Genomic DNA, 24,759 nt, shown 5'->3' on the forward strand with positions numbered 1-24,759 from the left:
ATCATCCTATACGAGACAGTTTTAGTAGTTTTCTAATATCTGCCAACATATCGCGGCTTTCCATGACCGCTTCTTTCCTATCGTTCTTTATTTGATAGAAAAGCATGGCGTTATTCTGTGTATCAACGATATACACACTGTTTGTTTCTAACGACAAGCTATTTGACGATGCCAATGTGCTCACATTGGGATAATCAGAAAGGGCAGCCACAGCGGTGTTATCACTGTCTTCTTTCAGCAAGACAAGGGCTTCTGCACGGTCTGATTCCTTACCAAGAGCAAGCCACACTTGGTTGATACTAAATAATGCATTTTCACACACCGTATCGCACTGCGACGGCATGACGTAAACCAGTCGCCACTTTGGCACTTCATTCTGCAAAACGGCACTCATATCAATGGTAGGCGTCAACAGTTGCCCTTTATTCGTTGCAGCCTTGGTAAACCAATCGTTTTCTAACGCTAACTTCGCCAAAATGACCGGTACAACAAATACTGCAATCATTAATAACAAGGTTTTCTTGGAAGCCGTACTTTTCGCTGATGCCGAATTACTCATAACTACGTCCTTTCTTACTTATTGCAAAACCACCAATGGCAGCCGCAGCAATGGCCAAACCGAACCACTGCACTGCATACCCAAGGTGCTTTTCAGGAGACATGACCACGGGTTGATACTCGCGCACGAACGCAGGATTTTCCGTAGTAAGTTGAATAACGATGGGCAATAGCGTCACGCCCAACCCGTCACTGAGTGCGCCGAAGTCATATTGTTGAATTAGCGCAGGAAATTGAGAGAGATTGTTGTTGGTTTCTTTCACAAGCGGATTATCAGAGGGTAGTGAAACAACACCTTCAAATTGTGTGAGTGACTTATCTAGCTCTATTGTAGGCAGAGTACGCAGTAAATCTGGAGCTGGGACCCAGCCGTAGTTGACCAAAACCCAACCCGCATTGGTGTTAACCGGCACAACAACATCGAAGCCCACCCGTTGGTTTTGTATCTGATTATCAAGATAAATGAGATGACTCGCATCTGGCACGCCATCGAACGTTACCTTGATATCTCGGGGGTCGTTTTGCGAAAGTGCAGTCATCAAACTCATACTTCCATTGCCTTGCTTTTGCGCTATGCTAGCGAGACGTTGTTGCTTTTGTACCATGCGCTCTAACTGCCAATAGCCTAACGCACACATTATTGCCACACTTAGGGCAGTAAGGAGCCAAGGCATTAACGTACGAGAACGCTGAGACATAGCTAACAAGCCCTGCGCACAGAAAAAACAAAAACAGAGGTGTTAAAAATGATAAAAATTGTCCTTGTTGCCCTAGTGATATACATGATTGTTAACTTATTTCTGGCAATGCGCGTAATGATGAAAAACGACCCCAAAAATGGCCCAATGAGCAAATATATTGGACGTCGCGTTCTTACCTCTGCGGTTATTGTTGTGCTTATTCTTATTGCTATAGGTACAGGGTTAATTACGCCGAACCCACGGCCTTACTAGGGTTCGGCTTGCGTCCAGTTAGAGTACGTAAACAAAGATATAAAGCATTACCCACACCACATCGACAAAGTGCCAATACCAACTTCCCGCTTGGAATGCGAAGTGATTTTCAGGCGTAAAGTGGCCTTTCAATACTCTAAAAAACAGCACGATCAAGATAATAGTACCCAAGGTCACGTGCATACCGTGGAACCCTGTGAGCATGAAGAACGTGTTGCCATAGATACCTGATTGCAGTGTGAGACCTAGCTCTTGGTATGCATGAATGTATTCTTCCACCTGTAAGAACAGGAAGCCGCAACCCAATAAAATCGTGATACCAAGCATTAGCGTAAGTTGTTTACGCTTGTTCTGCTCTAACCCCACATGAGCAAAATGCAACGTGATTGAAGAAATAAGCAGAATTACCGTATTGATAGTAGGTAACCCAGCGGCGCTCATTTCTTGTGTGGTAATGCCACCTGGCGTAGTAACCAAAGGCCACATTGCCTCAAAGGTCGGCCACAAGACCTCGTTTGTCATCGCATTATTCGACGCACCACCTAACCACGGCACCGCGATAAAGCGTGCGTAGTAAAGCGCACCAAAAAAGGCGGCGAAAAACATAACTTCAGAGAAGATAAACCAACTCATGCCTTGTCGATACGAGCGACCAAGTTGGTCGCTATAAAGACCCGACATCGACTCATCTATTTGGTTTTTGAACCATCCCACTAACATCACAAGTAAAACAATGATGCCTGCTGAAAGAATGTGGCCACCGAAACCTGACTCTCCTCGAGTTGTTTCTACCACAAAATTGCCTGCGCCAACGGCGATTAGAAACAGCGCTACCGCACCAACTATCGGCCATGGGCTTTGGGCGGGTACATAGTATTTTTGATATTCTTGCTGCATTTTTTTCTCCTTGTCCCTGTGGTTATTCACCGCTTTGCGATGTATCTACCATAAAGGGATTCGGTTTTGTCGTTAGGTCACTTGCTCTCGCGGTGACGTCATAGAGTGTGTACTGCAATGTAAAATAGGTAATTTCTTTAGGAAGCTGTGGGTCGACATAAAATTGCATGGGCATATACGCTTCACTTCCTGCGTCTAACGGTTGCTGGTTAAAGCAAAAGCATTCCGTTTTATTGAGGTAAAGTGCTGCGGTGCCAGGGGAAACTGACGGTATTGCTTGCGCCACAATGTTGCTTGACGCTGGGTTTCTGACATAAAACGAAACGGTATTTAACTCTCCAGGATGTACTTTTACGCGCTTAGTTTCTGCGCGAAATTCCCAAGGCATTCCCGTATTGGTGCGAGTAATAAACTCCACCGTCACTTCACGAGATGTATCCACTTCAACCGCTTGATACACTGCTGCTGAGTTTTCCGTTTTGCCGTTAATACCGGTGACATCACAAAACACATCGTAAAGTGGTACTAACGCAAATCCAAAGCCAAACATACCCATGACGATGACAATAAGCTTTAACACCATTTTATTATTTGCGTTTTGTTGTGACATCACATCCCTCCCAATTTGCCTATGCGCTAGTGAGATAGTGGCCCCCTCTAATGAGGGGGAGTGGGTCCACTATTACACTGACTGTTATGACAGCGATTACTTCACTACAGGTGGCGTTTCGAAAGTGTGGTATGGCGCTGGTGAGGGAATTTCCCATTCCAGACCTTCCGCACCGTCCCATACTTGCGATGACACTGGCTCGCCTTGCTTCTTACACGCCTTAATAAGTAGCGCCAAGAAGATGAGCTGAGATAGGCCAAACGCGAAGCCACCAAGGCTGATCCATTTATTGAAATCAGCAAATTGCAATGCATAGTCTGGAATACGACGTGGCATACCTGCCAATCCAACAAAATGCATAGGGAAGAATAAGACGTTGACCGAAACCAGCGAGCACCAGAAGTGCCACTTGGCTAAAGTCGTGTCGTACATTTTCCCAGTCCATTTCGGCAACCAATAGTAAACGGCAGCCATAATAGAGAATACAGCCCCAGTCACGAGGACATAGTGGAAGTGCGCTACCACAAAGTAAGTGTCGTGGTATTGGAAGTCCACGGGTGTAATGGCCAGCATCAGTCCAGAGAGCCCGCCAATGGTAAATAGTACAATGAACGCGATGGCAAACATCATGGGCATTTCAAATGTCAAAGAGCCGCGCCACATGGTTGCTACCCAGTTGAACACCTTCACCCCAGTTGGTACTGAAATCAACATGGTGGCAAACATGAAAAACATCTCCATGTACACCGGCATGCCCGTGGTAAACATATGGTGTGCCCATACCACGAACGACAACAGTGCGATAGATGCTGTGGCGTACACCATAGATGCATAGCCGAAGAGCTTTTTGCGCGAAAAGGTCGGCACAATTTGCGAGATAATACCAAACGCAGGCAATATCATTATGTACACCTCAGGGTGCCCAAAGAACCAGAAAATGTGCTGGAACATAACAGGGTCACCGCCACCTGCTGCATCAAAGAAGCTAGTACCAAAGAACTTATCAGTAAGTACCATGGTGACTGCACCCGCAAGTACGGGCATTACCGCAATAAGTAGGAACGCTGTAATAAGCCATGTCCAAACAAACAACGGCATTTTCATCCATGTCATGCCAGGGGCACGCATATTGAAGATAGTCACAATAACGTTAATTGCCCCCATAATGGATGAGATACCCATAATGTGAACTGAGAACACAAACAGTGCCGTTGAATCACCGCTATATGTAGTTGAGAGTGGTGCGTAGAATGTCCAGCCGAATGCTGGGCCGCCGCCTTCCATAAACAGTGAGCTCAAAAGAATAAGAAAGGCCCCTGGTAAAATCCAAAAGCTCCAGTTGTTCATACGCGGGAGGGCCATATCTGGCGCGCCTATCATCATAGGTACTAACCAGTTGGCAAGCCCAGTAAAGGCTGGCATTACCGCGCCAAATACCATAATAAGACCGTGTACAGTGGTCATCTGGTTAAAGAAGTTAGGGTCGACAATTTGCAAACCCGGCTGAAAAAGTTCAGCACGAATCACCATTGCCATGGCCCCACCAACCAAAAACATGATAAAGGCGAACCACAAATACAGCGTACCGATATCTTTATGGTTGGTGGTAAACAACCATCGAGTAATACCTTTCGGTATATGGTCGTGGTGATCGTGATCGTCGTGATGCACAGTTGAATCTGGCGAAATGACTTCAGTTGCTTTGCTCATAACTCGCTCCTAGTTACCCGTTGCCACGGCGTTAACGTCTTTCGCCTGTACCATGTCACCCGTGTTGTTACCCCACGCGTTACGTTCATAAGTCACCACTGCAGCAATTTCTTTGAGGCTTAACATTTTGCCGAACGCTTGCATGGCGGTACCTGATTTACCATGAAGCACAATATCTATATGCCCTTCCTGATCTTCTAGCGCCATTTTGCTGCCTTTAAGAGCAGGGAATACGCCCGGCAGACCTTCACCATTTGGCATATGGCAAGCTGCACATGTGGCGTTATAGACTCGCTCACCTTCTTTCATTAGTTCGTCCATCGACATATTCATCGACAGAAGGCGTTGCTCTTCTTCTTTCGCTTTACGAATAATGTCTTCCTGCTCACTCATCCAAGCAGCATATTCAGCAGGCTCTTTCGCAATAACCACAACGGGCATGTAACCATGATCTTTGCCGCAAAGTTCAGCGCACTGACCGCGATATACCCCGGGTTCGTTAACCTTTGCCCATGCTTCGTTTATAAAGCCGGGATTTGCATCCTTCTTCACTGCAAAGTCGGGAACCCACCAAGAATGAATAACATCGTCAGATGTGATCAGAAAACGAACTTTTTGACCTGTGGGAATGACAAGCGGACGGTCAACTTCAAGAAGATAGTTTTCCGTTTTTTCAAACTTGTTTTCAATTTGCTCGCGCTGCGTAGCCAGCAACGAGTAAAACTCTACGTCACTATCCATGTATTTGTAGTGCCACTTCCATTGAGAACCCGTCACCAATACCGTCATATCCGGTTCAGAGACATCTTCCATTGCAATTAGCGTGTTGGCAGCGGGAACCGCCATAAAAATGAGGATAAGGAACGGAATTACAGTCCACGCGATTTCTACTTTTACGTTTTCGTGGAAATTCGCGGGCTTAGCGCCTCGTGACTTTCTGTGCAGATACATAGAGGCGAACATTACGCCAAACACGACTACTGCAATACCGACGCAAATGAAGAACATTAACATGTGCAGGTCATACACCTGCCCGCTAATGTCAGTTGCGCCGCGCCTGAGGTTAAGAGAAGAAACTTCTTCTGCAGCCTCCTGCGCAAAAAGGAAATGAGAAAAAAGCAAAAGGGGTATACTAGCAAACCCTTTTGCCATGACGGTCATTAGTTGTTTCACTCAGCACCTCCGTAATGGTAGAACCATTAACGCTAAATGTTAGTGCGCGCTGTCCCTACCAAGTGGTTTGCGAACGATTGACCCACAACTGCAATTTGTAAAACAAATTTAGAGCCATTGTTATTATTTTGTTAATCTCTGTATAAGAATTGCGCAATAATGACTTGCCGTCTAGTCTTTTCTGCTAAAAATTTAACGAGATGGTTAAAATTTAATCATTTCATTTTTGCTAACTGCACCTTGATAGTGCAGTAAAGCGGTGTGGCGTGTGGATACGCCGTGAAGCTTTTAAACGCTCATTTGGAACACATGCGGCGATAAAGAAATCAATGTAAGTTTATAAAAATCAATATATAAGAATGCAAATTTGGAGATTTTCAAACGTAGTCTTGTTAAAAGTGACAGGATTAAAAAGCACTTGCGGCGCGAAAAAATTGGCGTTTTGGTGTGATTGCAAAAAAATTAAACTTTTTTGACAGGCTGTTCAAAAAACAACCTTTATACATAGAACAGCCAACAAAAGTGAAAGTTAAGGTACAAAAAAAGCGGCTACAAGGCCGCTTTTACGTTAACCTGCCGAAACCTTACATCCAGTCAGCGTTTCGGATAACACCCACCGCTATACCTTCAATAGCAAAAGGTTGTGAAGCCAAATCAACTTTTATAGGTGCAAATTCATCGTTCTCGGCGTGCAGTAATACTTCTCGCCCGCGTTTTTCTAAACGCTTAACCGTGACGTCTTCATCCACTCGGGCAACAACAACTTGACCGTTGTGTACATCAGTAGTGCGATGTACAGCCAATAAGTCGCCATCAAGAATACCAATGTCTTTCATACTCATACCGTTTACACGTAGCAGAAAGTCTGCCTGAGGTTGAAATAGCGCAGGATCGACCTTGTAATGCGACTCAACATGCTCTTGCGCTAGAATAGGTTCGCCCGCTGCGACTCGCCCAATAAGCGGTAGCCCTTCTTCCTCTGGTGTTTCATCTTCCAGTGGAATATTCAATTTAATGCCACGAGAAGTACCTGGCAAAATTTCAATAACACCTTTACGCGCTAAGGCCTTCAAATGTTCTTCTGCCGCATTAGCAGAACGGAAACCAAGCTGTCGTGCAATCTCTGCACGCGTAGGTGGCATTCCCGTTTCTTGCATGGTCGTTTTAATAAGTTCTAAAACTTCGGTTTGTCGAGCTGTGAGTGGGCGCATAAAAGACCTGTCTGTTCATACAGTTCCTGTAAGTATATACACCTAAATTTAAATAACAAGCACTACGCGACAGCAGATAAAATAAAACTTGAAAAACACCGTTGTGCTCACATTTAATACAATAGAATGAAGACAAACAGAGTTGGATGCATAGTAAATGCTAAGATTTTTGCCCTTTTCCGCCGACCTTGCACCCTACTTTGATAGTATTAACCGAGAGTGGATAGAAACCATGTTCGCCCTTGAACCTGTCGACGAAGAGGTCATCTCATCACCACAGTCTTGTATTATTGACCAAGGTGGACATATTTGGTTTGCACAGCACCAGACCTTAGGCGTAGTTGGTACCTGTGCCTTGATGAAAAAAAGCGACGGCATTTTCGAACTAACCAAAATGGGTGTTGTCAGCAGTGCCAGAGGACTAAAAGTTGGTGAGGCATTGCTAAAACATGTTATTGAACAAGCGCCAACAATCGCACACAAAACATTGTTTTTGCTTACCAATAAGAAGTGTGAAGCCGCCATTCATTTGTATGAAAAAAATGGCTTTGTGCATTGTAATACAATTATGCAGCAGTACGGTGACGCGTACGCGAGATGCGACGTAGCCATGCGCTACAAAGGCATTTGATGCAGTAACCTGACGTAACACAATACATACATGTAAAGGATGACATAAAGGCATACCGCGAGATAAATCGCCAAATGTGTTACACTTTCCCCGTTTTTATTTCATAGGATTACATACTTCATGTCGTGGATGCGAAAAGCCCTTTTGTCGGTGTTTCATTATCCTGTTAAGTTACTGGTTAAAGCGCATAGTATTCCAGTAAACGTTGAAACCGAATTAGGAATAGATAAGAACAAGCCAATTGTCTATCTACTTCCCACTAACTCAGTGACCGACCAGTTGGCACTTAGAATGTCGACTGAAGCACTGGGTTTGCCAAGCCCAACAGAGACGTTGGCACTTGCAGGGCGAGAGTATTCGTCCACATTATTTTTACGTAAAACTCAGCCTATCTTTCGCTCTTCAGCAAAAGAAACTGACATTGAAGAAGTCTTCACTGAATTATTCCACCTGCACCGCGATCATGAAAACCTAGATTTGCAGGTGGTGCCAGTATTTGTAACTTGGGGAAGAGCGCCAGGCAAAGGCAACCCAGGGCTTAGCGACTTAATTGCCGATAGAGCAGCACCTAGTTGGTTACGTAAATTATTTATCGTACTGTTTTTGGGTCGCGACAATTTTATTAACTATTCAAAAGCTGTATCGGCTCGCGCGATGTCAAACCAGCATGGTAGCGATCAGAGCATTGCCCATAAACTGGTTCGCGTAGCAAGTACTCACTTCCAGCGAAAGCGTCAAAGTATGACCGGCCCAACATTGCTTGAACGCCAAGAACTCAATAATAGTGTATTGGGCTCTGATGCGGTGCGACGCGCCATTGCCGAAGAGTCTCGCAGCAAGAAAGTTACCCACGAGAAAGCCAAAGAGACTGCGCAATCTTACATAACCGAAATTGCCGCAGACTATCGGGAAGGTTTAATACGTTTTGGCGATCGCCTACTTACACGTATTTGGAATAAGATCTACAACGGAATTAGCGTAGGTCATGCCGATAGGATTCGTGAACTCGCCGCCAATGGCCACGAAATTATTTATGTTCCGTGCCACCGCAGTCATATGGACTACTTATTGCTGACCTACGTGATTTATCACGAAGGCATGGTTACGCCTCATATTGCCGCTGGCATAAACCTCAACTTTTGGCCTGTTGGCAAAATGTTTAGGCGTGGCGGCGCGTTTTTCTTGCGTCGCAGTTTTGCTGGTAACAAGCTCTATACAGCCGTATTTAGAGAATACCTTGAGTTGTTGTTCAACAAAGGCTACTCAGTGAAATATTACCCAGAGGGTGGTAGAAGCCGCACCGGAAGACTTATTCCGCCGAAAACGGGTATGTTGGCCATGACAATTCAGGCAATGCTAAAAGGCGTTAATCGCCCTGTAAGTATTGTGCCTGTGTACATTGGTTATGAAAACGTGATGGAAGTAAAAAGCTACCTCAACGAGTTAAAGGGCTCTAAGAAGAAAAAAGAGTCTAACTTGCAGGTATTCTCTGCCATTAAGAAGCTTAAAAACTATGGCCATGGCTATGTGAATTTTGGCGAGCCTATTCAGCTTAACCAGTTTTTAGAAAATCATGTGCCTAACTGGCGTGATTGTCGTGATGCTGAGCCAGAGAAGAAACCGGCATGGTTAACACCCGCCGTAAATGAGCTGGCGAACAATGTTATGACGCGTATCAACCGCGCCGCCGCGTTAAACGGAATGGCGTTAACATCGCTTTGTTTGTTGTCATCAAAGACACAAACCATGAGTGAAACTGAGCTAAAACAAGCGCTAGGCGACTTTATTGAATTATTTAAAGCGGTGCCATTTAGCGACGACGCCACTATTCCTGACTCTACAGCAGACGAGTTGCTGCGCGATACATTGAAATTAGGCAAATTCGAAGTAAAAGAAGACGACTATGGTCGCCTGATAAGCCCGCAGCCTAAGTCTGCGGTTTACTTAACTTACTATCGCAATAACATTTTACATCTCTTTGCGTTACCCGGACTGATTATGGCATCGGTGTTCGCGAAAAAAGGAACCAGCCGCAATGCTATTTTACAGCTGATCGCGGCGCTGTATCCATTGTTACAAAAAGAGTTGTTCTTACATTTATCGCAAGACGAAGCGTTAGCGCATACCGATGCACTGATTACTGCGCTGTTAGACAACGGATTACTTCGTCAAAAAGGTGAAGATTTGCTGCCACCTGATGCGCATTGTAAGCAATTCCATTCAGCATGGCTGTTAAGCCGTTGTATGCAAGAAACGTTGCAGCGCTATGCGGTAGTACTCACCATCTTAGACAAAGAGAAAGTGATCAGCCGCAGCGCCCTTGAGCGTGAAAGTAAGAAAGTGGCAGAGCGCTTATCAACACTGTACGGACTGAGCTCGCCTGAGTTCTACGACAAAAACGTACTATCAAGTTTTATCAGTGCGCTTAAAGATAACCACTGGTTAGACTCTGAAAAGGACGGCAGCTTGAAGTATTCAGAGGAATGTGAAGCGTTGCGAGAAGATGTCATGGCACTCATCTGGCCAGAGATGATGCAGCACCTCGAAAATGTAGCCTTAAGCACAGACAACTAAGCACGCAATAAACCTTGCTCTAACAATAAAGCCCAAACCGCCTTGGAAAAACCTTGCGCGTTTGGGCTTTTTTATTGCTGCTTCACATCGCTCCACAGTAAGCCAGTGCTTAACATGAAGCGATGCAAAGCAAAACGCTGCACCTCGAAAAGCCTTGCCAACATAACAAGGCCAGTCAGACTAACTAGTGTGGCTGGGACAAGAAGAAGCGGTAAGCCGGATTGTCGGTCACTTCTTCTACTTTGTAGCCAAGCTCTGCGACATGTTGATTAAAGTCATCACGGCTATCTGGCGCAATATCAAAGCCAGCCAAGACTAAACCTTCCGCGGCGCCGTGATTACGGTAATGAAATAGCGTGATATTCCACTGTTCACCTAAAGTATTTAAGAAATTAAGCAGTGCACCTGGACGCTCAGGAAATTCAAAACTAAATACCTGTTCGTTTAAGATAGTAGGTGGTCGGCCGCCGACCATATGACGCACATGCAACTTAGCCAGTTCATTGTCGGTAAGATTGACAACGTCATACCCTTTACTTTCAAGATCGCTTTGTAGTGCAAGGTATTCTTGCTGACCACCTTTTAGCTTCACACCTACAAAAATATGCGCTTCGCTTTCACTGGCGTAGCGATAATTAAACTCGGTAATTGCCTTTGCACCCACACATTCACAAAACTGCTTAAACGCGCCTTTCGTTTCAGGGATTTTTACTGCAAACACAGCTTCTTTTTGCTCGCCTAGCTCACAGCGTTCAGAGACATAGCGAAGGGTGTGAAAGTTAATGTTCGCACCACACAAAATGCCACCGAGTTTCTTACCGTGCAGATCATGTTGTTTGGCATATTTGCGAATAGCTGCGACCGACAATGCGCCAGCAGGCTCGGCAATAACGCGGGTATCATCAAAGATATCTTTGATCGCACCACAAATTTCATCGTTCGTCACCGTAATGGTGTCGTCGATAAAGCGGTTACACAATCTAAAGGTCTCTTGCCCCATAATTTTTACCGCTACACCATCGGCAAAAATACCCACACTTTCAAGCGCGGTGGGCTCACCGTTTTCGCGCGCTTTGATAAAGCAAGCCGACTCTTCAGACTCAACCGCAATAATTTTGATGCTTGGCTTTAGCTGCTTTAGATATACGGCAATACCTGCGGCAAGACCACCGCCACCAACCGCGATAAACAGAATATCAAGGTTAGGGTTTTGCTCGAGTAGCTCGCGGGCGACTGTCCCTTGTCCGGCAATAACGTCTGGATCGTCAAATGGCGGTACAAAGGTATAGCCATGAGTGTCGCACAGCGTTTTAGCATGACTGCTTGCTTGGTCAAAGCTGGTACCGTGAAGGACAACATTGACGTTATCTCCACCGAAGCGACGTACTGCATCCACTTTGATATCAGGTGTGGTTTCAGGCATAACAATAGTGGCCTGAATACCCTTCATTTTCGCGCTATAAGCGAGCCCTTGTGCATGGTTTCCCGCCGACGCACCAATTACGCCCGCCTTAAGCTGTTCATCGCTTAAGGCGCAAATGCGATTATAGGCACCGCGTAGTTTAAAGCTCTTTACTGGCTGCTGATCTTCTCGCTTTAAGAATATCTCGTTATCAAGCTCTGCCGATAGCAGCGACATGTATGATAACTCACTGGCTACCGCCACATCGTACACGGGGGCCAGTAAGATTTTTTTTAGATAATCGTGATCGCTTACGTTCTCACTTGCCATCATAAGTTTTCCAGTTTGCTTACATCGCGCACAGCACCTTTATCAGCACTTGTTGCGAGTGCCGCAAACGTTTTAAGTGATGTAGACACTTCACGCACACGATTTTTAGGTCGCCAAGGTTTATCGCTGGCCTCCATTTTAGCGCGGCGTTCTGCTAACGCTTCATCGCTAATGACAATATTGATACTACGATTAGGAATATCGATTTCTATTTTGTCGCCATCTTCTACCAAACCAATACCACCACCACTGGCGGCTTCTGGTGAGCAGTGGCCGATAGATAGGCCCGATGTACCACCACTGAAGCGGCCATCTGTAACAAGTGCACACGACTTACCCAAGCCTTTTGATTTAAGGTAAGACGTAGGGTATAGCATTTCCTGCATACCCGGCCCGCCACGCGGCCCTTCATAGCGAATAAACACCACATCACCTGCTTTTACTTCGTTACCCAAGATTCCCGCCACTGCATCATCTTGGCTTTCATAAATACGCGCCGTACCGGTGAATTTTAGAATTGACTCATCAACACCCGCCGTTTTAACAATACAACCGTCTTCAGCAAGGTTACCGTACAACACGGCAAGACCGCCTTCTTGGCTATACGCATGCTCTACGGTGCGGATACAACCGTTTTCGCGATCGTCGTCAGCCTCATCCCAACGGCAATCTTGGCTGAACGCCTTTGTAGTACGAATGCCGGCAGGACCTGCTCGATAAAAGGTAATCGCATCTTTATTCTCTGGGTTGGTAATATCCCATTCACTGATAACATCAGTGAGTGGTTTACCTAGCACGTGGTTAACGTCTGTATTTAATAGGTTAGCTTTGTTTAACTCGTTCAAGATACCTAAAACACCACCAGCACGGTGTACATCTTCCATATGGTATTTCGGTGTAGATGGCGCCACTTTACAAAGGTGTGGCACTTTGCGTGAAAGTCGATCGATATCATCCATCGTGAAAGGTACTTCGCCTTCCATTGCCGCGGCCAGTAAGTGCAAGATGGTGTTGGTCGAGCCGCCCATGGCAATATCTAGGCTCATTGCATTTTCAAACGCTTTAAAGTTCGCAATATTGCGCGGCAATACACTTTCATCGTCGTCGCCATAGTAGCGTTTACACAACTCAACAATTTGCTCACCCGCTTTCTTAAATAGCCCTTCGCGGTCAGCATGTGTTGCCAGCATCGAGCCATTACCTGGTAGCGACAAACCAAGCGCTTCAGTTAAACAGTTCATTGAATTGGCAGTAAACATACCCGAGCAACTACCACAGGTAGGACAGGCAGAGCGCTCAATTTCATCGCTGTCTGCATCGCTTACCTTATCATCTGCCGCAGCAACCATGGCATCCACAAGGTCGAGCTTGATAAGTTGATCGGAAAGCTTAGTTTTTCCAGCTTCCATAGGGCCACCGGAGACAAAAATAACAGGTACATTCAAACGCATAGACGCCATCAACATACCTGGGGTAATTTTGTCGCAATTAGAGATACATACAATAGCGTCTGCGCAATGGGCATTGACCATGTACTCTACCGCATCAGCGATAATTTCCCGAGAAGGCAGGCTATACAACATGCCGCTATGACCCATTGCAATGCCATCGTCCACCGCAATGGTATTGAATTCTTTCGCTACACCACCAGCAGCTTCAACGCTTCGCGCAACAAGCTGACCAAGATCTTTAAGATGTACGTGCCCAGGTACAAACTGCGTAAATGAGTTCGCAATAGCAATAATAGGCTTTCCGAAATCAGAGTCTTTCATTCCAGTGGCTCGCCACAACGCGCGAGCCCCCGCCATATTTCTACCTTGCGTGGTAGTTGCAGAACGTAACTTGGGCATAAATCCTTCCCGTTAAATTAGGGCCTACTGGCCGCTTTGTGAAACTTAAAAATCGCTTGTAAACCGGGCATAACCCGTTTTGGTTGCATACACCAAAGCATAGTATGTTTATGCTTGTTTTATTATACGGCCACGACGACCTGCATCCATTTCGATATTGTTTACATTACGTACCTGTGTTGCTACAGCAGTAACATAAAGAAAAACGAAAAAATCGTGTTAACCATTTCCGAAGGCGGTAATCATGTAACAAACCCTCTTCAATCGTCTAGAATGTAGGACAACAAGCATCAGCCACCAATAGGTAGCACCTTGTTTTTAGTGATATATTTGACTAACAATGCGCAAATCCATTGGCATTGTAAAAATGATATGTTGTTCGTATGAGGCTATGGCTTAACCTCTAACTTCATCACATAGTGGCTGCTACGCAATGACATTGGGCAAAGAAATAGCATGAAACACTGCGCGTGATCAAGTATTTTGCCCACAACAGCCACGGTTAAGTTAACAATATGATGGGCAGTAACGGGCCTATTTCGGCACTTTTTCTACACAGCAAACAAAGGTTGTAAACATGTTTGATTGGTTTCACTGGTTAAACCTAGCCGGTGTTGCGGTATGTGCAATATCGGGCACCCTAATGGCATACCAAAAACGGATGGATGGTTTTGGTGTTGTGGTACTTGCTAGCGCAACTGCCATTGGTGGCGGCACATTACGCGATGTCATGTTAGATGTACCCGTATTTTGGATAGCCGATACCGACTATTTGTACACCACCTTAATTGCCGCGTTTATTCCTATTGTATGGCTACGTGTGAGTCCGCGTTTTCCCTATCATTACTTACTTATTGCTGATGCGTTTGGGCTTGCCTTATTTAATGTAGTGGGCATCGAAAAAGCCTTGGCCAACGATACAGGTATGGCTGTGGCGGTCGCGATGGGTACTATCACAGGCGTATTCGGTGGTTTACTGCGCGATGTAATTTGTCGTGAAGTGCCATTAGTGCTCAACGGAGAACTTTACGCCATGACGTGTATAGCGGGCGGTGTAGTGTATGGCGTAGGTATGCAGCTAGACTTTGCCACTCAGTGGTGTGGTATTGCAGCACTGATCACCACCGTGTTGTTTCGTTTAGGCGCTATGCGCTGGCATTGGCAACTGCCTGTCTTTTACAACGACCACCATTAAGACTTAAGAACTCGCCTGTTGTACAGTAAAATTAGTGAGTCATTTTCTCTATAGTGCTTGTTTTGCATTGTATCAAGCGAGCAGCGCGACCTAGAGAGGACGAACTTAGTTATGGGCATGGCGGTGGTAAAAACGTTTGCAGGGCAGGGAGTATCTGCGCCAGAAGTACGTGTAGAAATTCACCTTGCTAATGGCTTGCCGGCCTTTCAGTTGGTAGGTATGGCTGAAACCAGCGTGAAAGAAGCGAGAGAACGGGTACGCAGCGCTCTCATTAATAGCGGCTTCGACTTCCCTGCTAAGCGTATTACTGTAAACCTTGCGCCAGCAGATATCCCCAAATTCGGTGGACGCTTCGACCTCCCCATTGCTATGGGCATTTTAGCCGCATCAGGTTATGTCTCTGACACTGCATTACTCAACCTAGCGTTTGTTGGCGAGCTTGGGCTTAACGGCGAGATAAAGCCTGTAAATGGGCTAATTCCTGTTGTAATGGCCGCGGCGAACGAAGATATACCCCTTATTTACCCGGGCGATAACGACATTGAAGCGGCATTAGTATCGCACGCCACGCGTTATCCAGCCTTTGACCTACTGTCAGTTTACGAGCACTTAGCGGGAAATAAAACGTTAGCAAAAGGGCAACCCTTTAGCCTGAACCATAAGCCCCAACCGTCAACGGGTTGGGACGACATTATTGGGCAAGCCCAAGCCAAACGAGCTCTTATGATCGCCGCCACAGGGTCGCATAATTTATTAATGGTGGGTCCGCCCGGTACAGGAAAAAGCCTTTTAGCCAGCAGAATGCTATCCCTTCTGCCCGACATGACAGAAGAAGAGGCCCTTGAAGTTGCGGCTATTCATTCGGTGAAAGGCGAACGGCTCAACGCCGAGCAATTCTTACAACGGCATTTGCGATCTCCCCATCATACAAGTTCGGCGGTGGCCCTTACCGGAGGAGGTTCACATCCTGTACCGGGTGAGATATCACTGGCACACAACGGTATTTTGTTTTTGGATGAGTTTCCTGAATTTGGTCGTAAGGCGTTAGATGTGCTGCGCGAACCATTAGAAACAGGCGATGTTCACTTATCTCGCGCATCAGGCAGTGCCACTTACCCTGCAAATTTTCAGCTTGTGGCAGCCATGAATCCAAGCCCAACAGGCGATATTGACGACAACAGACTGACTCCGCAGCAGCAATTAAATTACTTAAACCGCTTATCAGGGCCATTGCTTGATAGAATCGATATTCAAGTAGAAGTGCCTCGATTGCCTGATTACGACTTACCTGCACCCAGCAATAAACCTGATGACACCTTGTTTCAAACAAAACAATTCGTTGCCGCCGCTCGTCAGAAACAGCTTATGCGCCAAGGCAAGCCCAATGGGGCGCTAAACGCAGGTGAACTTGCTGACATTTGCAAGCTAACGTCTGCCGACTTACAGTTTTTGCAGGCCGCGGCTAAACAGTTAAATTTATCGATGCGCGTGTTTCATCGCACATTGAAGGTGGCCCGCACCATCGCCGATTTACAAGACGAAAGTGCAGTAAGTCGTGCACACATTGCTGAAGCCCTAGGCTATAGAGCGCTAGACAACTTAATAAAGCAACTAAGTTCCAATTAGCGCTGTACGTTGAGCTCCATAAATGCGTTGATAAGAGGCTCGTTTTGTTTATCCTGCAAGCAGCATAAACCCAATGCATACGGCTCGATGTCATCAACCTGAATTTGCGTGACGGCATTGGCCATACTCGAGTGATCCAGCACCACTTTAGGTACAAATCCAACGCCACATTCAAGCGCGACCATGCTCACAATGGCTTCGTTACCGCCCACGTAGGCATACACATTTGGTCGAATACCGTGTTCAGCAAACCAATGATACGCCGTGCGCCTAGTTGGCCCTGTTTCAGGCATGATCACCTGATGCTTGGTCCAGTCCAGTTGACTTAGCTGTGTTAGCCGCCATTCCCGCGGCGCAATCAACACCAAAGGTACATTATCAAGGGCAGTAAAATGCAAGTCGGTGGGCATATCAGGCGTGTAAATGGCAATTGAAAGATCGCACTGTTTGCCTTTCACCTTTTCAATCGCAAGGGCAGGGTCACCCGTGATAAGACGAATATCAACGCCCGGATGTTGCTGTCTGAACTGTCGAAGCATAGCCGGCAAATGGCTTTGACTGGCGGTAACCGAGCAAAATACGCTGAGCTCGCCTTGCAGCGCGTCATTGTCTTCTTTCAAATCTACTTTGAGTTGTTGCCAGTCTTTTAACGCCTGTTTTGAAAATGCCAACAGCTTGTGTCCACTATGGGTTAGCGCCACCTTACGGTTATCCCGTTTAAACAACGTACAACCTAGCTCGTCTTCTAAGCGCTGAATAACGCGGCTTAGGGTTGAGGGCGACACATACATGGCCTCTGCAGTAATACCAAAATGTAAGCTAGTAGCAAGGTGATTAAAGAGCTGAAGGCTTCTGAAATCCATAATATTTCACTTTTTGCAATGTTATCTTGCAAATATATCATTTTCCAAAATAAAAGAAATCTTTTAGTCTCAATACCAAGTCGTCATAGACGAGGTCTATCAACGCCAAGGTTGGCGTGTGATATCGACAAAAATGAATGTTGTTCGGAAATTTTTATGGCTAATTATTTCAACACCCTGTCACTTCGCCAGCAGTTAGATCAGCTAGGCCGCTGCCGTTTCATGGCACGCGAAGAGTTTGCTGACGGTTGTCAGTTTCTAAAAGGCAAGAAAATTGTCATTGTAGGCTGCGGCGCGCAGGGCCTTAACCAAGGCTTGAATATGCGTGACTCAGGGTTGGATGTTTCTTATGCGCTGCGCCAAGCAGCCATTGATGAGCAACGCGACTCTTACAAACGCGCTACCAGCAATGGTTTCACTGTTGGTACTTATCAGGAGCTTATTCCTGATGCAGATTTAGTATACAACCTAACCCCAGATAAGCAGCACGCAAGTGTGGTTGAGGCAGTAATGCCACTTATGAAAGAAGGGGCAACGCTGAGTTACTCACATGGCTTCAACATTGTTGAAGAGGGCCAGCAAATTCGTAGCGACATTACTGTTGTTATGTGTGCACCCAAAAGCCCAGGCTCAGAAGTGCGTGAAGAATATAAGCGTGGCTTTGGTGTTCCTACACTAATTGCCGTGCACCCAGAGAACGACCCAGAAGGTAAAGGCTGGGACACTGCCAAAGCACTAGCAAGTGCAACAGGTGGCGACCGTGCAGGTGTACTTGAGTCATCGTTTGTGGCTGAAGTGAAATCTGACCTTATGGGTGAGCAAACCATCTTGTGCGGTATGCAACAAGTAGCGGCAGTGCTTGCGTTTGAGAAAATGGTTGATGACGGCATTGACCCCGGTTACGCAGGTGCACTTATTCAGTATGGTTTAGAAGCTATTACTGAAGCACTTAAGATTGGCGGCGTGACCAACATGATGGACCGTCTGTCTAACCCTGCAAAAGTGAAAGCATTTGAGCTTTCTGAACAATTGACTGATTTACTTCGTCCGCTATTTGAAAAGCACCAAGACGACATCATCAGCGGTGAGTTCTCTCGCACAATGATGGAAGACTGGGCAAACGGCGATGCGAACCTACTTAAATGGCGTGCAGAAACCGGTGAAACCGCGTTTGAAAATGCACCCGCTTTTGAAGGTGAAATCAGCGAACAAGAATTCTTTGACCACGGCATCTTATTAGTTGCCATGATCAAATGTGGTGTTGAAGTTGCGTTCGACGTAATGGTAGAAGCCGGTATTCTTCCAGAGTCTGCGTACTATGAATCACTACATGAAACACCACTAATTTCAAACACTATTGCGCGTAAGCGTTTGTATGAAATGAACGTGGTAATTTCTGACACTGCGGAATATGGAAACTACTTATTTGCCAATGCGGCAATTCCAATTTTGCGTGAGAAATTTATGCCTGCGATTGACACAAGTGTGATTGGTAAGGGTTTGACTGTTACTTCTAATCAAGTAGAGAACAAACGCCTTGTTGAAATTAACGAAGCCATTCGTTCACACGGTGTGGAATCGGTAGGTAAAACCTTACGTGGCTACATGACTGACATGAAAGCCATCATAGGTTAAGACAGTTTCTGTCGTTAGGTGCTTAACTAAGCCCTCTTGCCCGACCATTTTGGTCGGGCTTTTTTATGCGCGATATAAAATCATCCCCCTGATGTGTTTACACCTTTCAACTGCAAAAATACAGCCTTTGAAATTGATGCTTTAGATACGTTGAAGCATTACAGTCATACAAGTATTAACAATAGTAATTTTAGCAATAACCCTGATAGGTCGACTCCTACAAACTGCCCCTGTGAAATAGGAAGCTTCTGCGTTTACAGAGCGTTATTCAGATAGCACAAAATGGCTATTTCTTGCATGTTGAGGTAGAATCGTATCAACGCTGGAGGGTATATGAAAAACACCGTTGCAAAGACTAGCAATCGCCGAAAAGGTCGGTTTACCCCGAATATGGACAACTTCGAAGTAAGCCTGAGCTATGAAGGGCTTGCGCTCAAAAAAAGTAATGAGCGCAAAAGCATTACCGATTTAAAACGGAAGTATGCACGATAAGTAAGGGGTAAATCAGGATAGATACTGTTACCCCGACTCTGACGTTCTTATCAATCATCTTGATATACGCGACGCTGTGTTATTAGCAGAAGCCGAAGCAGAGTTCACCGCTGAGCGTTACAGAACTTACGAAGCCCCCAAGTTAACATTAGCTGATTTTACGCTGACCCATCTAAAACAACTCCACTATCACCTCTTTCAGGATGTCTATCACTGGGCAGGTCAGTTAAGAGATGTCGATATTTCGAAAGGCGGCACGCGGTTCTGTACATGGTCTCGTATTGAGCCAGAAGCCAATAAACTATTCAACGCTATTCCAACTCTTGCGCATGTGGAGACTGAAGAAGCCTTAATATCAAAAGTGGCTGACTTATTTTGTGAGATAAACTTACTCCACCCATTCAGAGAAGGAAATGGCCGAGTTCAGCGCTTCTTCTTCGAGGAAATGCTTTTCACCTTGGGTTATGATGTTTCATGGCCTCGAATACCCCAGCAAGACTGGATAGATGCCAATATAGCAGGTGTAAATTTAGACTTGTCTCTTCTTGAGGCAATATTTGCTCAGGCAATCTCATCCGATAGCGAATAAGAAAAAGGTGCTTGTATAGATGACAGGCATGAAATACGAATTGATTTAACCCAGCTAGATATTAAAGCCTTTCTGCAAGATAACAGCTTGGCTTGTGATTCCGATTGCTCTACTACAAAGCACGGATTTATCATCCAAAGCTAGGGCGTTTTCTTCAGACTGACCCGATTGGGTATGACGATGGCATGAACATGTATGCATACGTTGGAAACGATCCCATAAATGTTGTAGACCCATCAGGTCTTTGTGGGACTAGAATTAAAGGCCGAACGGCTGTTGGTTGCAAATCTTATATTTTAAAACCTGACCAGGTCTCTAATTCACTATCAGTCAATCAGAGCGCACATTCAGAGAGTAGCTCACCTTCAACTTCACCTGATTTTTTAAATGATAAACATGTAAATAATGAGCTTGATAGAGCCTGGCAAGATTCGAATCCATATTCGAAAGATGTGCAAAGAGGTAAACCTGGTTCGCGTAAATGGGAAACAGGAGGGTGGATTATTCAAAATAGGTGGACTGGTAAGTATTCGGTTACAAGAGCTAACGCTGGTACTAGAGATTCCCTTCCGGCAATGTCAAACTCCAAACCGAGTTGGTCTCTACTAACGAAACCAGTTGGGTGGTTTCATACCCACCCGAATAAAGCCTCTGAAGGATATAAGATAGGGCCTAGTACAGGAGATATAAACTTCACGAAACGTTATGCTGAAGTTCCTGGCGTTGTTGTAACCCATCAGGGAATAATTGTAATTCCATTTCCGTAGGATTTAGCTATGAGATTGTATCTCTTTGCAATTTGTACTCTGTTATTCGGCTGTGACTCTGAATCAACTATTAGTGAAAATATAGCGATGAAACAAGAGCAAATTTCGACAGACATATTGTCAGTTGTGAAAAAATACCTCAACGAAAATAAGGGTTGGGAAGATGACGATTATACCGTTCATATTGTTACTGATGGCGATGAGCTTAAGGTCTTTGAAATCATGCACAGAAGCGATATTGATTCCATTAAGGTAGGTGGCGGTCAGTCAGTGGAACTCCACTATGACGTGAAAAAAAATAAAATTGTTAGAGAACTTGGCTATCAATAGGATTTTGGTTGTTAGCCGTTACTATCGCTAAACATTTCAGAGCAGCAATACGCGCTCGCAGTAGCGAAAGTGCTGATCACTGGGTAACAGCAACTATCGCAATCGCGGCCAGCGCCACTAAAGGCAGTTGAAACATGGTCGACCAAGGAGGATAAGAAGTGATGACTTCTGAACAGAAAGCAAAGTTCTATAAATACTGGAAAGTCGCTTTCAAATATCTATTTTCTATTTTCTTCGCAATTGTCACTATTCGAATAATTGTAATTTTGTTAGCTGATAGAGACGAATCTATGGCAATAGGTTCAATCACTCTTGGCTATGTCATCATTACGTTCGGTTCGTTAGGACTTTCGATGCTATTGGCATTTATAGCGGTCAAAAAAGAAGATTAACTAACGACCATCACACTTATGGCATCGTTATCTAAATCCCAAGCCTCGCTCGAGTGGGGCTTCTCTTTTTTATATGCTCACAAAAATACTGAGAGTGAATCGACCAGAGTACCCTCAAGGATGAAATATGGAAGAAATATGGAATAAGTCTACATTCTAGTAGCATGAATCAAGGGTAAGTCTACTCCTAAGTCGGCATAATAGATTAACTCTTACTCTACTAGGCGCTACCTAGTAGTCTATTTAGATAAAAGTCTATAACTGTTTGTACAGGATTGAGGTATGTGAATGAGTAAAGGTCAATTTCCTGAATACAAAGGTAAGTTACCAATGGCTGTTTGCTTTTCCATTTATGATTGGGAAGTCGCGTGTTATTCAAATTTACTTGGAATGATCGAAGCTTTTTTCAACCGTTATGGTTACAAACCAAAATACGGAACTGGAAGTCACGACGATACCAATTTTCATGGAAGTTATTCTAGAAACAGAAGAAAGATTGCATTGTCTTTTACCGAGGCAGCGCAATCTGAATTTACTGATATCCGAGTTTTGAGTGAAGAGGAGCAAATCGGAGATTACGCAATTAGTAGGTGCGGTTTTCTATTTAGAGTTAGCTCGGACGGAAGAAAAGAAGCTATGTTGTTTATCCAAGATAACCTTGTTGACAGCGTAGAATGTCACTCAAGGTCTATGGAAAATGAGGTGCTTAATTGCATACAGTTTCGTTATGGCGCAATCTTTACTTTTCCATTTGAATATGGGCCGGAGCAATATCTGAGTGGAATTAACTTAATTCCTAAAGGCGAGTCATTCAATTCCAACAAGCCTTTTAAAAGGAGATTGGACACTTGGCGCCAGAATTATAAAGATAAGTCGTTTATGATGCACAAAGGATATTTTAGAGAAATCTATCCGGTTAACTATTTCACTAGCAAGCATTTTGAAAACAAAGTTTTTGGTGATGAACTATTTAGATTAACTCGCGATTTTGGAGTGTTGAATATCGTTACACAAGACAAGGAGAATAAACTGTTCAAATGGACTTTAAACGAAATTGAATTAAGAAAAGTTCGGCCAGTAGCAGAATCGTTGAGCATTGTTCTTAGTGTAGAAGTATAGACACATTAATCTGTTCAAATCGGGTCCCAAAATAGGCAGTCTCTTAAACTGACAATAAACTGAGGGGTAAAGTTGCAAAGCAGTATCGAACTAATAAAATCGCTCTATCTAGGTGATAGATACATAGAAAAATTAACGTGGGACTTTGATGAAAAGACTTTCAAAATTCAAATTAATCTAATTTCTTTTTGTGGCGCAGAAAATGATGAATGGTTATTTGATAGTTCTAGAGACATTGAACACGGTGTATTAATTTTTTCTGGCGTTAAATCTATAGAGTTTATGGATAATACAAACTTTCCAAACGATCAAATAAATGAAATTGTCGTTGATGAAGCTGGTAGTGTACTGAGCTTCAAACTATTTGCTGATTCAATATCATCATCTGGAAAAAATATTGAGAGCTACGTAGCCATTGTAGCTGATAGTGTTCGAGTCTCAGTGCAGACTGCTACAAATTAAGTCACCACCGCTTACTCACCGCACTCACGCACGCGCTCAGCGTAACGCACAGACACATAAGCAAGCGCAAAGAACACTAAAAAGCCCAGCCCAATTGGCATTAGGCTGCCTGTTAGAAAGCTATCGACAAACAGTGCAATTGGCACTGAAAAAAGGCTAGAGAAAGAGCCGATAATGGCTGCGCCTAAACCTGCCATTTCGCCAAGTGGCTGCATGGCCATGGCGTTTAAATTACCAAACAGAATACCTACAAAGAAAAAGCCAACAAACATAACGGCAACGGTCAGTGCGATAGGAGGAAGTCCGTCGTAAGCATAAAGCAGTGCAACATACACCACAGCGAATATGTTGACGCCTTTAAGGGCAAAACGACATAGTTTACGCATACCAAAACGCATCACCATGGTGCCATTAAAGTACGATGCCAAACCAATTGAAAACGCTAAGGTTGCAAAGATATAGGGGAACCACTCACCCATATCGTAATACACGGTAAAGATGGTTTGCGAGGCACTTAAGTACGCAAGAAACGCCCCGAAAATACAGCCCATTGCGAAGGTATAACCCATGACTGATGGGTGAGTAAGAATAAACTTAGACGATGCGAAAAACGCCTCCCATGAAAAGGCTTTGCGCTTTGCACGGGGCAATGTTTCGCCTTGACGCGAGAAAAACCACAAGCCCGACATAGTAGCGACCACTAAAAAGAGCGTAAAAATATGGAACCATGAGAATAAGTCCATTACCGTTTGCCCAATAATAGGCGCAAGCATTGGCACCAATATAAATACCATCATAATAAATGACATGACGCGAGCCATGGCGTCGCCTACATAAAGGTCGCGGATTATGGCCATCGATGCAATGCGCGGCCCAGACACGCCAAACGCCTGAATAATGCGCCCTACCAGCATTGTTTCAAGATTAGTCGCCATCATGCATACAAAAGTACCTAGTGCAAAAATGCACAGTCCCACCAAAATAGTCAGTCTGCGCCCGCGGCTGTCGCTAAACGGTCCAAAGAACATTTGGCCAAATGCCATACCTACAAAAAACACCGTAACGATAAGGTGAGTTTCACTTGGATTTGACACATTAAGCGCATCACCAATTTGAATAAGCGCAGGCAGCATGGCGTCAATACTCAACGCCACAAGAGATGTCATTGTTGCCATCAAGGCAACAAATTCGAACAAACCCAACGCGGGCTTTGTAACAACTGCCGTATCCTCAGATACGCTTTGTGATGTCTGCGGCATAAAATCTCGAAGTAGAAAAATGTGAGGGAATAAAAAAGCGCGTTAAGACGCGCTTTCAATGCAGATAGTATAACCTATCCATGGTCAAAAAGCCGCCAACAATCACTATATCTGTCGCGAAATCTAGCGGC

The 24,759-nt window shown here is 44.8% G+C and carries 24 protein-coding genes; 13 read left to right on the forward strand and 11 right to left on the reverse strand.

The features are described 5' to 3' along the window. Position 1: 1 nt before the first annotated feature. Together OZ660_RS19425 and OZ660_RS19430 are read right to left on the reverse strand one after the other, a co-directional pair. Complete coding sequence (locus OZ660_RS19425) at positions 2 to 559, reverse strand: hypothetical protein (RefSeq protein ID WP_274742084.1); 558 nt, start codon at positions 557 to 559, stop codon at positions 2 to 4. Beyond that, positions 552 to 1,256, reverse strand: a complete 705-nt coding sequence (locus tag OZ660_RS19430; RefSeq protein ID WP_274742085.1) for an SURF1 family protein — start codon at positions 1,254 to 1,256, stop codon at positions 552 to 554. The genes OZ660_RS19425 and OZ660_RS19430 overlap by 8 nt, the downstream gene beginning before the upstream one ends. A gap of 48 nt (positions 1,257 to 1,304) precedes the next feature. Here OZ660_RS19430 and OZ660_RS19435 point away from each other — a divergent pair, with 48 nt between their 5' ends. Then, on the forward strand, positions 1,305 to 1,511 hold the full coding sequence (locus OZ660_RS19435; protein WP_159625489.1) for a DUF2909 domain-containing protein: 207 nt from the start codon (positions 1,305 to 1,307) through the stop codon (positions 1,509 to 1,511). 18 nt (positions 1,512 to 1,529) lie between these two features. Here the strand turns inward: OZ660_RS19435 and OZ660_RS19440 are convergent, their stop codons facing one another. The 5 genes from OZ660_RS19440 to lexA form a co-directional block, all read right to left on the reverse strand. Beyond that, positions 1,530 to 2,408: a cytochrome c oxidase subunit 3 gene (locus OZ660_RS19440; RefSeq protein WP_202262950.1), complete on the reverse strand. Its 879-nt coding sequence runs from the start codon at positions 2,406 to 2,408 to the stop codon at positions 1,530 to 1,532. Between the two features lie 22 nt (positions 2,409 to 2,430). Further along, a complete protein-coding gene (locus OZ660_RS19445) occupies positions 2,431 to 3,018 on the reverse strand; it encodes a cytochrome c oxidase assembly protein (RefSeq protein WP_274742086.1) in 588 nt (195 codons plus the stop codon). 96 nt (positions 3,019 to 3,114) lie between these two features. Further along, a complete protein-coding gene (gene ctaD, locus OZ660_RS19450) occupies positions 3,115 to 4,728 on the reverse strand; it encodes a cytochrome c oxidase subunit I (protein WP_159625483.1) in 1,614 nt (537 codons plus the stop codon). 9 nt (positions 4,729 to 4,737) lie between these two features. Next, positions 4,738 to 5,901 (reverse strand): cytochrome c oxidase subunit II, encoded by a 1,164-nt coding sequence (gene coxB, locus OZ660_RS19455; protein WP_226431773.1) that lies wholly within the window; start codon positions 5,899 to 5,901, stop codon positions 4,738 to 4,740. A 584-nt stretch (positions 5,902 to 6,485) separates the two neighbouring features. Next, entirely contained in the window at positions 6,486 to 7,112 is a 627-nt protein-coding gene (lexA, locus tag OZ660_RS19460) for a transcriptional repressor LexA (RefSeq protein ID WP_159625479.1), read from the reverse strand. A gap of 157 nt (positions 7,113 to 7,269) precedes the next feature. On the opposite strand from lexA, the gene OZ660_RS19465 reads away from it, so the two are divergent. Then, positions 7,270 to 7,743: a GNAT family N-acetyltransferase gene (locus OZ660_RS19465; protein ID WP_274742087.1), complete on the forward strand. Its 474-nt coding sequence runs from the start codon at positions 7,270 to 7,272 to the stop codon at positions 7,741 to 7,743. 120 nt (positions 7,744 to 7,863) lie between these two features. Further along, the gene (gene plsB / locus OZ660_RS19470; RefSeq protein WP_274742088.1) at positions 7,864 to 10,317 is read left to right on the forward strand and encodes a glycerol-3-phosphate 1-O-acyltransferase PlsB; all 2,454 of its coding nucleotides are present in this window, start codon (positions 7,864 to 7,866) and stop codon (positions 10,315 to 10,317) included. A 184-nt stretch (positions 10,318 to 10,501) separates the two neighbouring features. Here the strand turns inward: plsB and ilvA are convergent, their stop codons facing one another. Continuing rightward, positions 10,502 to 12,049 carry a threonine ammonia-lyase, biosynthetic gene (ilvA, locus tag OZ660_RS19475; RefSeq protein WP_274743477.1) on the reverse strand — a complete coding sequence of 516 codons (1,548 nt, stop codon included), beginning with the start codon at positions 12,047 to 12,049 and terminating at the stop codon, positions 10,502 to 10,504. Next, positions 12,049 to 13,899 carry a dihydroxy-acid dehydratase gene (gene ilvD / locus OZ660_RS19480; RefSeq protein ID WP_274742089.1) on the reverse strand — a complete coding sequence of 617 codons (1,851 nt, stop codon included), beginning with the start codon at positions 13,897 to 13,899 and terminating at the stop codon, positions 12,049 to 12,051. Before ilvD ends, ilvA begins: the two co-directional genes overlap by 1 nt. Before the next feature lie 577 nt (positions 13,900 to 14,476). On the opposite strand from ilvD, the gene OZ660_RS19485 reads away from it, so the two are divergent. Further along, positions 14,477 to 15,094: a trimeric intracellular cation channel family protein gene (locus OZ660_RS19485; protein ID WP_159625474.1), complete on the forward strand. Its 618-nt coding sequence runs from the start codon at positions 14,477 to 14,479 to the stop codon at positions 15,092 to 15,094. Between the two features lie 111 nt (positions 15,095 to 15,205). After that, positions 15,206 to 16,720, forward strand: a complete 1,515-nt coding sequence (locus OZ660_RS19490; protein ID WP_274742090.1) for a YifB family Mg chelatase-like AAA ATPase — start codon at positions 15,206 to 15,208, stop codon at positions 16,718 to 16,720. Here OZ660_RS19490 and ilvY read toward each other — a convergent pair. Continuing rightward, positions 16,717 to 17,583 (reverse strand): HTH-type transcriptional activator IlvY, encoded by an 867-nt coding sequence (ilvY, locus tag OZ660_RS19495; RefSeq protein WP_274742091.1) that lies wholly within the window; start codon positions 17,581 to 17,583, stop codon positions 16,717 to 16,719. The two genes, OZ660_RS19490 and ilvY, sit on opposite strands and share 4 nt — an antisense overlap. A 156-nt stretch (positions 17,584 to 17,739) precedes the next feature. On the opposite strand from ilvY, the gene ilvC reads away from it, so the two are divergent. From ilvC to OZ660_RS19530, 8 genes are all read left to right on the forward strand, one after another. Then, a complete protein-coding gene (ilvC, locus tag OZ660_RS19500) occupies positions 17,740 to 19,218 on the forward strand; it encodes a ketol-acid reductoisomerase (RefSeq protein ID WP_274742092.1) in 1,479 nt (492 codons plus the stop codon). Between the two features lie 333 nt (positions 19,219 to 19,551). Continuing rightward, a complete protein-coding gene (locus OZ660_RS19505; RefSeq protein ID WP_274742093.1) occupies positions 19,552 to 19,710 on the forward strand; it encodes a hypothetical protein in 159 nt (52 codons plus the stop codon). Positions 19,711 to 19,786: 76 nt separating this feature from the next. Beyond that, positions 19,787 to 20,299 carry a Fic/DOC family protein gene (locus OZ660_RS19510; protein ID WP_274742094.1) on the forward strand — a complete coding sequence of 171 codons (513 nt, stop codon included), beginning with the start codon at positions 19,787 to 19,789 and terminating at the stop codon, positions 20,297 to 20,299. A 104-nt stretch (positions 20,300 to 20,403) separates the two neighbouring features. Then, complete coding sequence (locus OZ660_RS19890; RefSeq protein ID WP_446698945.1) at positions 20,404 to 21,066, forward strand: RHS repeat-associated core domain-containing protein; 663 nt, start codon at positions 20,404 to 20,406, stop codon at positions 21,064 to 21,066. A 9-nt stretch (positions 21,067 to 21,075) separates the two neighbouring features. Continuing rightward, positions 21,076 to 21,396: a hypothetical protein gene (locus OZ660_RS19515; RefSeq protein WP_274742095.1), complete on the forward strand. Its 321-nt coding sequence runs from the start codon at positions 21,076 to 21,078 to the stop codon at positions 21,394 to 21,396. 158 nt (positions 21,397 to 21,554) lie between these two features. Further along, positions 21,555 to 21,788 carry a hypothetical protein gene (locus tag OZ660_RS19520; RefSeq protein WP_274742096.1) on the forward strand — a complete coding sequence of 78 codons (234 nt, stop codon included), beginning with the start codon at positions 21,555 to 21,557 and terminating at the stop codon, positions 21,786 to 21,788. A gap of 288 nt (positions 21,789 to 22,076) precedes the next feature. Beyond that, positions 22,077 to 22,907 (forward strand): hypothetical protein, encoded by an 831-nt coding sequence (locus OZ660_RS19525; RefSeq protein WP_274742097.1) that lies wholly within the window; start codon positions 22,077 to 22,079, stop codon positions 22,905 to 22,907. A 72-nt stretch (positions 22,908 to 22,979) separates the two neighbouring features. Next, positions 22,980 to 23,369 carry a DUF6258 family protein gene (locus OZ660_RS19530; protein ID WP_274742098.1) on the forward strand — a complete coding sequence of 130 codons (390 nt, stop codon included), beginning with the start codon at positions 22,980 to 22,982 and terminating at the stop codon, positions 23,367 to 23,369. A gap of 11 nt (positions 23,370 to 23,380) precedes the next feature. On the opposite strand, the gene OZ660_RS19535 is transcribed toward OZ660_RS19530, so the two are convergent. Then, a complete protein-coding gene (locus OZ660_RS19535) occupies positions 23,381 to 24,628 on the reverse strand; it encodes a multidrug effflux MFS transporter (RefSeq protein WP_274742099.1) in 1,248 nt (415 codons plus the stop codon). Between the last annotated feature and the right edge of the window lie 131 nt (positions 24,629 to 24,759).

Source organism: Alteromonas sp. 009811495, from assembly GCF_028865455.1.
Lineage (GTDB): Bacteria > Pseudomonadota > Gammaproteobacteria > Enterobacterales > Alteromonadaceae > Alteromonas.

Excerpts from the sequence above, each read along its gene's own strand:
- OZ660_RS19425 (WP_274742084.1), bottom strand. The coding sequence starts at position 559 with ATGAGTAATTCGGCATCAGCGAAAAGTACGGCTTCCAAGAAAACCTTG.
- OZ660_RS19430 (WP_274742085.1), bottom strand. The coding sequence starts at position 1,256 with ATGTCTCAGCGTTCTCGTACGTTAATGCCTTGGCTCCTTACTGCCCTA.
- OZ660_RS19435 (WP_159625489.1), top strand. The coding sequence starts at position 1,305 with ATGATAAAAATTGTCCTTGTTGCCCTAGTGATATACATGATTGTTAAC.
- OZ660_RS19440 (WP_202262950.1), bottom strand. The coding sequence starts at position 2,408 with ATGCAGCAAGAATATCAAAAATACTATGTACCCGCCCAAAGCCCATGG.
- OZ660_RS19445 (WP_274742086.1), bottom strand. The coding sequence starts at position 3,018 with ATGTCACAACAAAACGCAAATAATAAAATGGTGTTAAAGCTTATTGTC.
- ctaD (WP_159625483.1), bottom strand. The coding sequence starts at position 4,728 with ATGAGCAAAGCAACTGAAGTCATTTCGCCAGATTCAACTGTGCATCAC.
- lexA (WP_159625479.1), bottom strand. The coding sequence starts at position 7,112 with ATGCGCCCACTCACAGCTCGACAAACCGAAGTTTTAGAACTTATTAAA.
- OZ660_RS19465 (WP_274742087.1), top strand. The coding sequence starts at position 7,270 with ATGCTAAGATTTTTGCCCTTTTCCGCCGACCTTGCACCCTACTTTGAT.
- plsB (WP_274742088.1), top strand. The coding sequence starts at position 7,864 with ATGTCGTGGATGCGAAAAGCCCTTTTGTCGGTGTTTCATTATCCTGTT.
- ilvA (WP_274743477.1), bottom strand. The coding sequence starts at position 12,049 with ATGGCAAGTGAGAACGTAAGCGATCACGATTATCTAAAAAAAATCTTA.
- ilvD (WP_274742089.1), bottom strand. The coding sequence starts at position 13,899 with ATGCCCAAGTTACGTTCTGCAACTACCACGCAAGGTAGAAATATGGCG.
- OZ660_RS19485 (WP_159625474.1), top strand. The coding sequence starts at position 14,477 with ATGTTTGATTGGTTTCACTGGTTAAACCTAGCCGGTGTTGCGGTATGT.
- OZ660_RS19490 (WP_274742090.1), top strand. The coding sequence starts at position 15,206 with ATGGGCATGGCGGTGGTAAAAACGTTTGCAGGGCAGGGAGTATCTGCG.
- ilvY (WP_274742091.1), bottom strand. The coding sequence starts at position 17,583 with ATGGATTTCAGAAGCCTTCAGCTCTTTAATCACCTTGCTACTAGCTTA.
- ilvC (WP_274742092.1), top strand. The coding sequence starts at position 17,740 with ATGGCTAATTATTTCAACACCCTGTCACTTCGCCAGCAGTTAGATCAG.
- OZ660_RS19505 (WP_274742093.1), top strand. The coding sequence starts at position 19,552 with ATGAAAAACACCGTTGCAAAGACTAGCAATCGCCGAAAAGGTCGGTTT.
- OZ660_RS19515 (WP_274742095.1), top strand. The coding sequence starts at position 21,076 with ATGAGATTGTATCTCTTTGCAATTTGTACTCTGTTATTCGGCTGTGAC.
- OZ660_RS19525 (WP_274742097.1), top strand. The coding sequence starts at position 22,077 with ATGAGTAAAGGTCAATTTCCTGAATACAAAGGTAAGTTACCAATGGCT.
- OZ660_RS19535 (WP_274742099.1), bottom strand. The coding sequence starts at position 24,628 with ATGCCGCAGACATCACAAAGCGTATCTGAGGATACGGCAGTTGTTACA.